At 68.8% G+C, this 12,158-nt stretch carries 12 protein-coding genes; 7 read left to right on the top strand and 5 right to left on the bottom strand.

The genetic code is table 11. From position 1 onward, the window contains the following. Positions 1–33 precede the first annotated feature (33 nt). From AMO33_RS01420 to AMO33_RS01405, 4 genes are all read right to left on the bottom strand, one after another. Positions 34–900 (bottom strand): VOC family protein, encoded by an 867-nt coding sequence (locus tag AMO33_RS01420; RefSeq protein WP_060589992.1) that lies wholly within the window; start codon positions 898–900, stop codon positions 34–36. 80 nt (positions 901–980) lie between these two features. After that, positions 981–1,874, bottom strand: a complete 894-nt coding sequence (locus AMO33_RS01415; RefSeq protein ID WP_082668548.1) for an alpha/beta fold hydrolase — start codon at positions 1,872–1,874, stop codon at positions 981–983. 16 nt (positions 1,875–1,890) lie between these two features. Further along, the gene (locus AMO33_RS01410; protein WP_060589990.1) at positions 1,891–2,532 is read right to left on the bottom strand and encodes a pyroglutamyl-peptidase I family protein; all 642 of its coding nucleotides are present in this window, start codon (positions 2,530–2,532) and stop codon (positions 1,891–1,893) included. Beyond that, entirely contained in the window at positions 2,529–3,290 is a 762-nt protein-coding gene (locus tag AMO33_RS01405; protein WP_060589989.1) for an alpha/beta fold hydrolase, read from the bottom strand. Before AMO33_RS01405 ends, AMO33_RS01410 begins: the two co-directional genes overlap by 4 nt. A gap of 217 nt (positions 3,291–3,507) precedes the next feature. Here AMO33_RS01405 and AMO33_RS01400 point away from each other — a divergent pair, with 217 nt between their 5' ends. From AMO33_RS01400 to AMO33_RS01385, 4 genes are all read left to right on the top strand, one after another. Beyond that, positions 3,508–4,323 carry a 2-keto-4-pentenoate hydratase gene (locus AMO33_RS01400; RefSeq protein ID WP_197657717.1) on the top strand — a complete coding sequence of 272 codons (816 nt, stop codon included), beginning with the start codon at positions 3,508–3,510 and terminating at the stop codon, positions 4,321–4,323. A 319-nt stretch (positions 4,324–4,642) separates the two neighbouring features. Further along, complete coding sequence (locus AMO33_RS01395; protein WP_240327376.1) at positions 4,643–5,497, top strand: IclR family transcriptional regulator; 855 nt, start codon at positions 4,643–4,645, stop codon at positions 5,495–5,497. Between the two features lie 40 nt (positions 5,498–5,537). Next, entirely contained in the window at positions 5,538–6,230 is a 693-nt protein-coding gene (locus AMO33_RS01390; RefSeq protein ID WP_060589985.1) for a DUF2848 domain-containing protein, read from the top strand. A gap of 117 nt (positions 6,231–6,347) precedes the next feature. Further along, positions 6,348–7,427 carry an oxidoreductase gene (locus AMO33_RS01385; RefSeq protein ID WP_240327375.1) on the top strand — a complete coding sequence of 360 codons (1,080 nt, stop codon included), beginning with the start codon at positions 6,348–6,350 and terminating at the stop codon, positions 7,425–7,427. A 99-nt stretch (positions 7,428–7,526) separates the two neighbouring features. Here AMO33_RS01385 and AMO33_RS01380 read toward each other — a convergent pair whose 3' ends face one another. After that, complete coding sequence (locus tag AMO33_RS01380; protein WP_240327373.1) at positions 7,527–9,941, bottom strand: ATP-binding protein; 2,415 nt, start codon at positions 9,939–9,941, stop codon at positions 7,527–7,529. Here AMO33_RS01380 and AMO33_RS01375 point away from each other — a divergent pair. The 3 genes from AMO33_RS01375 to AMO33_RS01365 are packed head-to-tail and all read left to right on the top strand — an operon-like array spanning position 9,863 to position 12,149. After that, positions 9,863–11,434 (top strand): aromatic ring-hydroxylating oxygenase subunit alpha, encoded by a 1,572-nt coding sequence (locus AMO33_RS01375; protein WP_244558091.1) that lies wholly within the window; start codon positions 9,863–9,865, stop codon positions 11,432–11,434. The genes AMO33_RS01380 and AMO33_RS01375 overlap by 79 nt on opposite strands. Then, the gene (locus AMO33_RS01370) at positions 11,431–11,949 is read left to right on the top strand and encodes an aromatic-ring-hydroxylating dioxygenase subunit beta (protein ID WP_060589979.1); all 519 of its coding nucleotides are present in this window, start codon (positions 11,431–11,433) and stop codon (positions 11,947–11,949) included. Before AMO33_RS01375 ends, AMO33_RS01370 begins: the two co-directional genes overlap by 4 nt. Continuing rightward, positions 11,946–12,149, top strand: a complete 204-nt coding sequence (locus AMO33_RS01365; RefSeq protein ID WP_060589977.1) for a hypothetical protein — start codon at positions 11,946–11,948, stop codon at positions 12,147–12,149. The genes AMO33_RS01370 and AMO33_RS01365 overlap by 4 nt, the downstream gene beginning before the upstream one ends. Positions 12,150–12,158: the final 9 nt, after the last annotated feature.

Raw genomic sequence — 12,158 nt, 5'->3', positions numbered from 1 at the left:
GTGGCGAGCGGGATGCGGCGGGGCGGGTGGCGATCAATCACGATGGTGGCCCCACAGACTGGTCGCGTCGTAATTGGACACACGCCAGGTGGCGTCGTCGACGAGCCTGCCGTCGTATCCGTACTCGACCTCGGAACCGGACGGGTTCTTCATGAAGAACGAGATCGCCAGGTCGTTGGTGTGCCGACCGAGCGTCTCGGTCAGCGTGACCTCGTGGGCGTGCACCTCGTCCAGCGCCCGACCGACGTCGTCGATGTCGTCCACCTCGAGCATGAAATGCCCCAGGGCTGGGGCGAAGTCCGGGTTCTCCACGAAGGCGAGGCTGTGGTGACGGGGGTTGACGTGCAGGAAATGGACCTTCCTGCCGTGGAATTCGATGGTGTCGCTGAGACGGAACCCCAGCACGTCGAGATAGAACCGTTTGGCCGCGGCCAGATCGGTGACGAAGAAGAACACATGCCCCAGGCCGAGATCACCGGTGACGAAGCGGACTCCGCGCGGCGAGAGGAACGGGCGCTTCGGCACGCGCGCGCCGTAGAAGAACTCTAGCCGGTGGCCGTCGGGGTCCGTACCGCGCAGCAGCCCCTCGACCCCACGCGCGGCGGCGCACCGGCTGTCCTCCTCGACGGCGACGCCCGCCGCGGCCAATCGCGCCGCCAAGGCATCCAGCGCCCTTCGATCGGGAACCTCCCACCCGATGTAGGCCGCCCCGCCCGACTCCCCGCGGTGGATGGCGAACCGCCAACCGCGCTCGTCGGCCCGCAGCAGCACTGTCTCCTCATCGGCTCCCTCGACGCCGGAGACGTCCTGCAGGCCGAGGATCTCGGTGCCGTAGGTGCGCCACGCGTCCAGGTCCGTCGCGCGTAGGCCCACGTAGCCGAGCCCGACAACTTCAGTCATGTTCGGTGTTGCCTTCCTGGTGAATCGACCGGAGATCGAGATGCCGATTCCGGCAATGGTGTGAGCAGCTTGGCGGTCGTTCACGGCCCGGACAACGACGCCGATCCATCTGCCGGAACGTTGCCGGCCTCGTCGCCCAGGAACGCGCGCACCGCGGCGACGAACGCTCCCGGGCGCTCGAACGGCGGCCAATGTCCGCAGTTGTTCAGCACGACGAGGTCGGCGTCGGACAGCCGGCCCAACAACATCAGCGCCCCTTCGAGCGGAACCATCCGGTCGGAACGTCCATGCACGATCAACGTCGGAACGGTGATCGCGGCCAGCGCGGCGAGGTTGCTGCGCGGCACGATTGTCGACCGCGCCCACGTGTCCGCGTGCACGGGTTCGCGCAGCCGCCACCGGTACATCCGCTCGACGAGTGCCGCGTCGATGTGTCCGGGGTCGTGGACGATGGCGCGCAACAGCCGCGCGATGCGGTCCGGGTCGGCCGGTCCCGTCTGACATTCGTCGAACAGTCGACCGACCTCTGTCGGCGCCGGGGTGAGCAGGAACGGATCGCCGCCCGTCGACGCGCTGCATCCACCGACCACGAGCCGCTCGACGCGGTCGGGCGCGGTGATCGCCAGATCCAGTGCCACCGTGCCTCCGGTGGACACACCGACCACCGTCACCGCATCCAGCGCCAGCTCGTCCAGCAACGCAAGGGTGTTGCGGACGTAGAGGTCGTGCACCGGCTCGTGGAACTCCCGCGGCGCGCTCCGGCCGAAATTCGGATAGTCCACCAGGATGCAGCGGTGCCGGGCGGCAAGTGCCGGGAGCACCCGGTGGTAGGTGAGCCACGCCGTCGTACCGGGCAGTGGCCCGAACGCCGGCTGAAGGACCAGCGGCGGGCCGGACCCGAGGTCGTGGTAGTGGACAGTGGCCCCGTCTACCTCCACTGTCCGGCTGGTGGATTGCTCTGTCGGGATGGTCATATCGGTGTCCTCGGGATCAACTGATGGCACCACCGGCGACCGGGAGATCCGGCCCGCGATGGCCGACCGTGATCGCGATCGCCAGCCGCACCGCCTCCTCGAGATCGGCCGGTGACATCGACGGCGGCGGAGGCGTGCCGGCGACGGCCGCCCGCGCCGGGGTCGCGGGGATGTGCACCATGCCCGCGCGGGCGGCACACAGATGCCTGGCGAGGTAGAAGGTCTGGTTGCACAGGTAGGTGCCCGCCGTGTTCGAGACGTAGGAGGGGATGCCCGCCGCGCGCCAGCCGTCCACAATCGCCTTGATCGGCAGGGTGCTCAGGTACGCCTCCGGCCCGCCGGGTTCGACAGGCAGGTCGATCGGGGTGTGTCCGTTGATGTCCGGCACCGGGAAGTCGCGCACGTTGATCGCCACCCGCTCGACCGCGGGGCTCGGGCGCCCCGGCGCGACGCCGGTCACGAGCACGATCTCCGGCCCCACCTCGTCGATCGCCGCGACCAGCGCGGACCGAACACCTTCGGTGTCGACCGGAAGCACACGTCCGGCGACCCGCGCGCCGTCCACCCGGATGCCATCGAGCCGCCGTGCGATCCAGCCGCTCGGGTTGTCGCGCTCCTCGCCGTACGCGCCGAAGCCGGTGAGCAGTACCCGGCTCATGCCGCGGCATCCACGGCGCACCGCTGTTGGAACGCCACGAACTCGGTGACAAACTGTTCGGCACGCTCGAGCATGACCGACGACTGTGTCAGCCCGGGCGCGATGAACAGCTGGGTGTGCGGCGCCTGCTTGTGCCAGACGAAGGCGTCATCCACGGGATGGATCTCGTCGTCGAGATCACCACGGCACACCAAGGTGGGCACGGTGATCTCGGACAACCGGGGGCGCAACGTGTAGAAATCCTGGAAGGCCGGGGTGCGGCGGGTCTCGGCATAGAAGTCCACGGCCGCCCGCCAATCCTCGCCGTGCAGTTCCCGCCATTCCCTCGCTTGCGCGCTCTCGGGGTCGACCGCGGTGAAAACCGTGTTGAGAGAAGCGTTCCCGCTACTGCTCAACCCGACGATGGGGGCATCCACGGTCAGGGTTCGGACCCGGGCCGGATGATCGAGTGCCAGGCGACCGGCGATACGCGACCCGAGTGAGACACCGCAGACGTGGACGCGGTCGAGCCCCAGCTCGTCGAGCAGCCGCCACATGTCCTCCACCCACACCTGCGGGCGTTCCAGTGGCGCGACCCGCTGACTACGCCCCAGTCCCCGGAGATCGGGCACGATCACACGGTATTCCGCGGCCAGTCGCGGGATCAGATCGCCGAACCAGCGCCCGGACGCCGCGGCGCCGTGGACCAGCAACACCTCCTCCCCCGTCCCGTGCTGCTCGTAGTAGACCTCGACACCATCGATCGTGAGTGTGGCCATGAACGGATTCCCTTTCCCTCGAGCTGTTCTCGGGAGAGCACATTCGGCGCTGCGACGCGAACACGGCAATCTCGTCGTTCCACTGGTCGGCAAACCGCCGCCCGGCACACGAGCGAACGGCCGGGCCGTTCCGCAGGCCGGACCGCGAACGTTCCTCCCGCGCCATGGGCGCGGTCAGGGTGAACACGACCGAGAACACAGGCGTGAGGAGCCGACAATGACCGGACAACCCGCGGTCGCCGACCGCAGCGACGACACCGCGTCGACGGTGGACACACTGGCGAGCCGACTGCTGCGCGCACAGGCCGAACGCACCGCGCTCAGTCCACTCGTCGACGAGTACCCGGCGCTGGACACCGCGATGGCCTACCGCGTCCAGGACGAGGCGCTCAGTCGACGGATCGAGCGCGGCGAATCCATCGTCGGCATCAAACTCGGACTCACCTCCGCGGCCAAACAACGTCAGATGGGGGTCTCCGCGCCGCTGACCGCCTGGCTCACCGACGCCATGGTGTTACCGACCGGCACGCCGCTCCCCCAGGACCTCTTGATCCACCCCCGCGTAGAACCCGAGATCACCTTCGTCATGGGCCGCAGGCTCGCCGGGCCGGGGGTCACGGCGGCCACGGCGCTGGCGGCCGTCGACCGTGTGTTCGCCAGTGTCGAGATCATCGACAGCAGGTACCGCGATTTCCGATTCACACTGCCGGAGGTGATCGCCGACAACGCGTCGGCCGCGTACTTCGTCACGGGGGCGGTCGGCGCGGACCCGACGGCGCTGAATCTGCCGCTGGAGGCGTGCCTGCTCGAGGTCGACGGCGGTGTGGTGGCGACCGGAGTCGGTGCGGCTGTCCAGGGGCACCCGGCCGAGGCGCTGGCCATGGCCGCGAACGTCCTGGCCGAGCGGGGTCACGCCATCGAGGCGGGCTGGATCGTGATGACCGGCGGGATGACCGACGCCTTCGCGGCGCCACGGGGATCCACCCTCGGCGCCCACTTCACCCATCTCGGCTCGGTCGGCCTGACGTGCTGACGCCGGGCCGACGTGCCGCGCGGTGTTCATCTGTTCGTGAATAGGTAGTCACTCGGTAGTTCTCCCGTGGTGACCCGGCACATACGGCCGATAGCGTCGTGCACGGGTCGCGATCCGCACCCCGCACACCCGGAGCACCGGTCTCCCGTGAACTGTCAGCCCAGTTCAGCCCCGCGGGACTCCGGAGTGGGTCGTGTTCCGCCGGGCGGCGCCCCCGGCGGGCACGGCGGTCTCCCGTGCGGCGACGACCCCGGTCCCCCTTCCGCCCACCGCGGGCCGCGTCGTGGCCCGCGTCGGTCATCGAGAGGTAACCATGACCATGAGCACCACGGGCGTATCGGCCCGCACCGGAGGCGCCGCCCACACCGGAACCCGCGTGCCCTCGACCGCAGTCCGTCACCAGCCCGAGCCGGACTCGTCCAGCTCGGCAGCCAAAGCATTGGCGCTGTTGAGCTGCTTCTCCCCACACCACCCCGCCATGGGCGTCTCGGAGATCGCACGGCGCGCCCAGCTGCCCAAATCCACCGCTCACCGCTTGCTGGCGGTGCTGGTCGACTGGGAAATGGTCACCAAACGCGGCACCGAGTACTCACCGGGTGCCCGGTTGACGGAACTCGCCGCGCTCACCGCCCAGCCCGACAGTCAAGATCTGCGCCGCATCGCGCTGCCCCATCTGCTGGATCTGTACGAGATGACCCACGAAACCGTGAACCTGTGCGTGCTCGTCGGCAACGACGTGCGGTATGTCGACCAGATCCACGGTCACCAGGCCGTCAGCTCGCCGGCCTGTGTGGGCGCCCGGCTGCCCGCGGCCAACACCGCGGTCGGCAAGGCGCTGCTGGCGTTCAGCGGGGACGAGGTGGTGGCCAGGGCCTCTGACCGGTTGCGCCCCGCCACCTCCTCCAGCGTCGCCTCGCCGACCCAGTTGGCCCGGGAACTCGCCGCGATCCGCCACACCGGCATCGCCTACGACCGGCAGGAGACCAAGCCCGGGCTCACCTGCGTCGCGGCCCCGATCCGGAGTTGGTCGGGAGGCGTGGTCGCGGCCCTGTCGATCTCCGGTCCTGTCCACCGTTTCCGGCCTGCCGATGCCGCTCCCGCCATCCGCGCGGTCGCCGCGAGCGTGGCCAAGCTGACCCAGGAAGCCCGGTGGCAACGGCATCTGCCCCGCTGACCGCCGGCATCGTCCACCAGAGTAAGGAACCTCGAACCCCATGTCTTCTTTGATCTTCGAGCTGCCCGACGGGCGACAGCGCACCGTCCCGGTTCGGACCCTGCTCAACGCCGGCTATGCCGGACGCAGCCAGGCCGACGTCGCCGCGCACATCGCCGAGCTCGCCGAACTCGGTGTGCCGGGCCCCAGCCGTACCCCCTGCTTCTTCCCCCTGGCCCCGTATCTGGCGATGCAGATCGATGAGGTGCCCGTGCAGCACGAGCGCACGTCCGGCGAGGCCGAATGGGCGCTGGTGGTGGCAGGCGACGAACCCGGTGACCTGCTGATCACCGCGGCCTGCGATCACACCGACCGGCTCCTGGAACAGCATGGCGTGGGCTGGAGCAAGCAGGCGGCGCCCGATGTACTCGCCCGCACGGCCTGGCATCTCGACGACGTCGCCGACCACATCGATGAGCTCACGCTCACGGGGTCGGTGCTGGTCGACGGGGAGCCGACCGTCATTCAACAGGGGACCCTCGCCGAGTTGCTGACGCCCCAGTACTGGATCGAGGACCTGCGTTCGCGTGGCTTGTTCGAACCCGGGACCGTGCTGATGTCCGGCACCATCCCGATGCGGCCCGAGGTCGACCAGTTCAGCGCCGGCTGGAGCGTGGAACTGGGCGATCCGCGGACAGGTCGATCGATCGCCCTGTCCTACGCGGTCCGCCCGACGCCACCGCCGCTGGCCTGACCATCGTCTCGTCCCCTACCCACAGGAGTTGTCACCGTGCGCGATCACCCAGACCCCTGGGCGCCCCTCCGCCTCCGATCCGGCGCGATACTGCGAAACAGATTCGTCCTCGCACCGATGACCACCAACGCCTCCAATCCCGACGGCTCGGTCACCGACGACGAATTGAGCTATCTGGCCCGGCGGGGCGCCACCGAGTTCGGTGCCGCCATCACCTCGTGCGCGTACATACACGAGGACGGCCGGGCGTGGCAGGGCATCGGCGCCACCGGCGCGGAACATCTCACCAGTCTCACCGCCGTCGCCCGCGCGATGCGGGGCACCGGCGGGCTCGGCATCCTGCAGATCTACGACGGCGGCCGCATCGCGATCCCGGATCTCGTCGGCCCCGCGGGAATCCGCGGCCCGTCGGCGGTTCCCTCCCTGCGCCCCGATGCCACGGTGCCGAGAGAACTGGCCGGCGACGAGATCCCCGAACTGCTCGAGGCATTCGGCCGCGCCGCAGCGCTCGGTGTGGCAGCAGGATTCGACGGCATCGAGATCCACGGCGCGAATCACTATCTGATCCACCAGTTCTTCTCCCCGCGCGCCAACCGGCGCACCGATCAGTGGGGCGGCGGGCTCGACGAGCGCATGCGCTTTCCGCTCGCGGTGGCTCGAACGGTGCGCGCGGCGATCGGGCGCGAAATCACCCTGGGTTTTCGGGTCACGCCGTTCGAGTCCGAACCCGGCGGGTACACGCTGGACGACGCCGCGCACCTGGCCCACCGCCTGGCCGAGGATGTGGACTACGTGCACATCTCCATGGACGACTTTCGCAGGAACTCCCCACAGCCGGAGGACCGGGACTGGACGAAGCCCCGAGCGGCGGTGGAATCCCGCAACCCGATTCCCGCCATCGCGGCGGCCGTCGGCGGACGGAGCGCCGTGGTCGCCAGCGGGGGGATACGGACTCTCGACGACGCCGAGGACGCGATGGCGGCGGGTGCGGATCTGGTCGCCGTCGGACGCGCCGCGCTCATCGACCCCGAATGGGTCGACAAGGTGAAATCCGGTGCACACCACAGCATCCGGACGCAGTTGCCGGCCGATCACGACGAGATCGCGGCTGCCTTGACGATTCCACCCCGCATGGTCCGCTACCTGCTCAGCCGGCCGGGCTGGATCCCACGCGCGGGCCAGGACGTCCGGTCGTGAGCGCCCGCCCGGACGTCGCACCGGCGTCCGGGCGGGAATGCTCCCGGGTCACCAGGGTGCCTCACCCTGCCCGCCGCAGCACGGCCTGCGCCGTCGTCGTCACCGTCCACGCTCTGACAGCAACAACGCCGCCTGCGTGCGCGAGTTCACCCCCAGCTTCGCGAAGATGTGTTCGACGTGGCTGTCCACGGTCCGCAGCGCGACCACCAACGCCTGCGCGATCTGCTTGTTGGTCATTCCCTCGGCGAGCAGCCTGCCGACTTCCAACTCGCGCGGAGTCAGCAGGGCCGTCACCGGATCCGCGGCGCGCGGCGCCCCGGGCTCGTCGCCCCGCGGCGGCACACCCAGGGCGAAATCGACCGCTCGCTCGGTTCCGAGCCGACGGCCGTCGGCGAAAGCCGCCTCGAATACCCTGTCCCCCAGCACCGCCCGGCATTCCCGCGCGGTGCGATCACTCCAGTTGCGCAACTCGAAACCTCCGGGGTACTCACCGAGCGGCTCCCACACCTGTCGGACCGCACCCATCAGCCCGGCCGCATGCTCTGCCCGTCCTTCGGCCGCGGCCACCCACGCCAGCACCTCCATCACCACCGCGATTCCCAACGCGTCGTGGAAGGCGCGCTTGTCGGTCAACGCCTCCCGCAGGTGGCTGTCGGCGAGCCCATACTCCCCGCGCATCCAGTGCGCCAGCCCGAGGAACGCGTTGATCCACGACAGCAGCCAGCGTTCACCACGCGCGGTCAAGGCCCGGCGACACTGCTCGAGCACTTCCAGCGCACGCTCGGGTTCGTGACGTAGGCAGTACGCCCAGCCCAATTGCTCCAACGCCAGAATGTGCAGCAGGCCGGGACCGCCCGCCTCCTCCATTGCCGAACCCTCCTCGATCAGCTTCATGCCCAAGGCGGTGTTCCCGAGGTTGTGTTCGGCGACGCCACGGAAATGCGTCGCGTGCGCGAGGTTCACGGTGTCGCCCAATTCGATCGCCAACTCCTGGCTCGCTCGCAGCAGGTCGAGCGCGACGACGGCCTTCCCCTCGGCCACCGCCAGGTATCCGTTGGACCAAAGCGCTGCCGCGCGTTCGGAACTGGGCGCCGTGTTCGAGGACAGCGCACGATCGAGCCAGTGCCTGCCCTCGCGCTGCTGTCCGCATCCCAGCCAGTACCAGAAGAGTGCGGCCGCCATGCCGAGACCGGCAGGCCCGCCCGCCGGGTCGGACAGCAGCGAATCGAGCACCGCCCGCAGGTTCGCGTGCTCGCCGCGCATCCGCTCCACCAGCCGCTCCTGGCCCGGCCCGAACCAGCTCGCGTCGAACTCCCGCGCCAGCCGCTGATAGTAGGCGCGATATCGCCCCACCACCGCGGCGTCGTCGGCGCGTGCGCGCAGCTTGCGCAGCCCGTATTCGCGCACTGTCTCCAACATCCGGTAGGTCGCGCGCCCGCCCGTCACATGTCGCACGACGATCGACTTGTCGACCAGGGCCGCCATCCCGTCCACGACGGCTTCGCACGGCAGCCCGGGGTCGCTGCACACCGATTCGGCGACCTGCAGGCACACGGGACCGTTGAAGACCGACAGCCGCTCCCAGAGCCGACGTTCCTGAGGTGAGCACAACCCGTAGCTCCAGTCCAGCGTGGCCCGTAGCGACTGGTGACGCGGGGATGCCGAACGGTCGCCGGCACTGAGCAGCCGGTGATGGTCGGCGAGCCGGTCGAGCAGTTCCCGGGGCGAGAGCGCCCGCATCCGTCCGGCAGCCAACTCGATCGCCAGCGGTAGGCCGTCCAGCCTGCGGCACAGTTCCTCGATCGTGGCGGCGTTCTCCGGGGTGATGCGGAAGCCCGGCGCCGCCGCGGCGGCTCTCTCGACGAACAACGTCACCGCGTCGGGCCTGATGTCGCCGGGCCCACCGGGACAGTCGGCCGGCAGCCCGACACCGAGCGGCCCGACTTCGAAGACGTGTTCACCAGCGACCCGCAACGGTTCGCGGCTGGTGACCAGAATCCGCAGCGCGGCGCAGGCCGACAGGAGATTCCGGACCAGCACCGCGCTCTCGTCGAGCAGGTGTTCGCAGTTGTCCAGCACCAGCAGCAGTTCGCGGCCGCGCAGGTAATCGATCAGCGTCGCCACCACATCCGGCAGGTGGGTCGACACACCGAGTCCCTGGGCGACCGTCAGCGGAACCAGTGCCGGGTCGGAGACCTCGGCCAGTTCCACCACGAGCGCGCCGTCGGCGAAACCGCGCCTGGCCTTCCGCGCCACCTGCAGCGCCAATCGCGTCTTGCCGACCCCGCCCATACCGGTGAGGGTGACCAGCCGCGCGTTCCCCAGCAGCCGCCGGATCTCCGCCGACTCCACCGTGCGGCCCACCAGGCTGGTCAGTTCCACCGGCAGGCCCGGCAGGGGCGCGGTATCGGCCATTACAGCACCTCGATCGTTCAGTGAATCCGCGGCTATCGACCATAGTCCGTCGGCGCGGCAGCCGACCGGAAATCGACTGTTCCAAGGCCGTTCCAGCATTCGGACCGATTCCGTTGCCGGGTGCTCGAGCCGCTCGTAGGTTACCCGAAAATACCGTGATTGCAGCGCGAGGAGAAAGCCACGTGTTCGACCGGAAAACCCTGCCCACGTCCGGTGGGCCCACCGAATCACCGAGCTCGACGGAAGAATTCTTCCGCCGGATGGACCGCGAGCTGGAACAGGGAATAGTCTCTCCACGGATATTCAGCGACCCCGACATCTACCGGTACGAGCTGGACCGGATATTCGCACGCTGTTGGTGCTTCGTCGCCCACGAGACGGAAATTCCGACACCGGGTGACTATGTGCTCCGGTACATCGGGCAGGACCAGTTCATCGTCGTTCGCGACGAGGACGGACGCATCAACGTCCTTTTCAACAAATGCACACACCGCGGCAGTCCGGTGTGCCGGGTGGAAAAAGGAAACAGCTCCCACTTCCGTTGTCCGTACCACTCGTGGGTCTTCAAGAACAACGGCGACTGGAGCGGAGCGCCGCACCGGAAGAAGGCATACCGAAAACTCGATGCCGAGCAGTGGGGCCTCGCCGCGGCGCCGCATGTCGATTCGGTCCACGGCCTGATCTTCGCCTCGCTCGATCCCGGTGCCCCCACCCTCGACGAATACCTCGGTGGGATGCGCTGGTACTTGGACGCGTTGCTCGGACTCAACGAGCAGGGCATGTCCGCTATCGGCGAGCCACACCGCTGGCGGGTACCAGCGAATTGGAAGTCAGGCGCAGAGAACTTCATGGCGGACGCCTACCACGTCCCCTCCCTGCATCGCTCTGCCGAGGAAGTCGGGATGTTCCCCGGCATCGAGACGGGTGGCGCAGGGCCGCAGGGCGTCTCGCGGCACGTGTTCTTCGACGAGGGCCACGGGATGATCGTCAACGACGGGTTCCTGCCCCCGCCCTGGCACCGCTCGGGGTTCCCGCCGGAGGTCGCCGAGACCTTCCAGTTGGACCGGCTCCCGGCCGACCAGCGACAATTCGTCGAAAACCACTCGGCGACCACATTTCTCATCTTCCCCAACCTCGGGCTGGTGCGGGTACCCGCAGCACCGCATCCGGACGCGCCGCCCGCGGTGTTCACCTATCTGCGCCAGTGGCAGCCGACCGGCCCGGACACGATCGTCAACTGGAACTGGACGTTGGGCTGGAACAGCGCACCCGCCGATTTCAACGAGGAGGCCTACGTCGCGGCGCTGAGCATGCACGGACCGGCCGGGATCCTGGAACAGGACGACACGGTGGTCTGGGGCGGCGCTCCAGTCGCGGGCAGATCCGTCTTCGCCCGCAAGAACGGTATGCGATTCAACTTCCAGCTCGGTTTGAACGGTATGAGCGACTACGCCGAGGACCCCGAGTGGGCATTCCCCGGACGCGCGACGACGACCGCACTGGGGGAAGCGCCACAGCGCGCCTTCTACCGGCGCTGGCTGCACGAGGTGTCCACCGCGGACGAGGTCGACGGCCAGGAGGTCCGACGATGACCGCCGCCACGGTTTCCCGAGATATCACCGCGGCGTGCGCCGACTTCCTCTACCGCGAAGCGGAGTACCTCGACCATCGAGAGTTCGAACGCTGGCTGGATTGTCTGTCGGAGGATCTCGTCTACCGCATGCCCATCCGCGTCACGCGCGGGCCCGAGGCACGCAGCCTGGAATTCTCGCCCACCGGCTTCCACATGAAGGACACCTACGCCTCGATGAAGATGCGGGTCTCGCGGCTCGCCACCGAGCATGCGTACGCCGAGGATCCACCGTCGCGCACCCAGCGCCTGATCACCAACGTGCGCGTCGATGCACTCGACGCCGCGGACAAATACGACGTCCGCAGCAACTTCCTGTGCTTCCGGGCTCAGGGTGACGGCGTCGAGTCCGACCTGATCGTCGGCGAGCGGTTCGACATCCTGCACGACACCGCCGCCGGCTTCCGGCTGGCGGCACGGACGGTGCGCCTCGCTCACACCACGCTGATCACTCCCAACCTCGGGGTGTTCCTGTGACGACCCAACGACTGAGCAACGAGTTCGCCGACGTCGTCGTGCGGGTGGTGACGGAGGGCAACGGCGAGCGACTCGAGATCAGATCACCGCGGCGCGGCACGTGCGTGCGCCTGGATCCCGTCGAGCTCGAGGCCCTGACGTGGCAGCCGCCGGACGTGTTCACCCGAATGCTCGAGGGCTCGATCGGACCGACGGCATGACAAGAGACG

The sequence above is a fragment of the Nocardia farcinica genome (assembly GCF_001182745.1).
GTDB classification, from domain to species: Bacteria; Actinomycetota; Actinomycetes; order Mycobacteriales; family Mycobacteriaceae; genus Nocardia; species Nocardia farcinica.
Note: the sequence above shows the minus strand (reverse complement) of the source record. Positions and strands in the feature narration are given on the sequence as shown.

What these genes read in the sequence shown, in the direction of transcription:
- AMO33_RS01380 (WP_240327373.1), bottom strand. Translation starts at nt 9,941, where the DNA reads ATGCTGGAACGGCCTTGGAACAGTCGATTTCCGGTCGGCTGCCGCGCC.
- AMO33_RS01415 (WP_082668548.1), bottom strand. Translation starts at nt 1,874, where the DNA reads ATGACCATCCCGACAGAGCAATCCACCAGCCGGACAGTGGAGGTAGAC.
- AMO33_RS01390 (WP_060589985.1), top strand. Translation starts at nt 5,538, where the DNA reads ATGTCTTCTTTGATCTTCGAGCTGCCCGACGGGCGACAGCGCACCGTC.
- AMO33_RS01405 (WP_060589989.1), bottom strand. Translation starts at nt 3,290, where the DNA reads ATGGCCACACTCACGATCGATGGTGTCGAGGTCTACTACGAGCAGCAC.
- AMO33_RS01410 (WP_060589990.1), bottom strand. Translation starts at nt 2,532, where the DNA reads ATGAGCCGGGTACTGCTCACCGGCTTCGGCGCGTACGGCGAGGAGCGC.
- AMO33_RS01370 (WP_060589979.1), top strand. Translation starts at nt 11,431, where the DNA reads ATGACCGCCGCCACGGTTTCCCGAGATATCACCGCGGCGTGCGCCGAC.
- AMO33_RS01420 (WP_060589992.1), bottom strand. Translation starts at nt 900, where the DNA reads ATGACTGAAGTTGTCGGGCTCGGCTACGTGGGCCTACGCGCGACGGAC.
- AMO33_RS01395 (WP_240327376.1), top strand. Translation starts at nt 4,643, where the DNA reads ATGAGCACCACGGGCGTATCGGCCCGCACCGGAGGCGCCGCCCACACC.
- AMO33_RS01400 (WP_197657717.1), top strand. Translation starts at nt 3,508, where the DNA reads ATGACCGGACAACCCGCGGTCGCCGACCGCAGCGACGACACCGCGTCG.
- AMO33_RS01385 (WP_240327375.1), top strand. Translation starts at nt 6,348, where the DNA reads ATGACCACCAACGCCTCCAATCCCGACGGCTCGGTCACCGACGACGAA.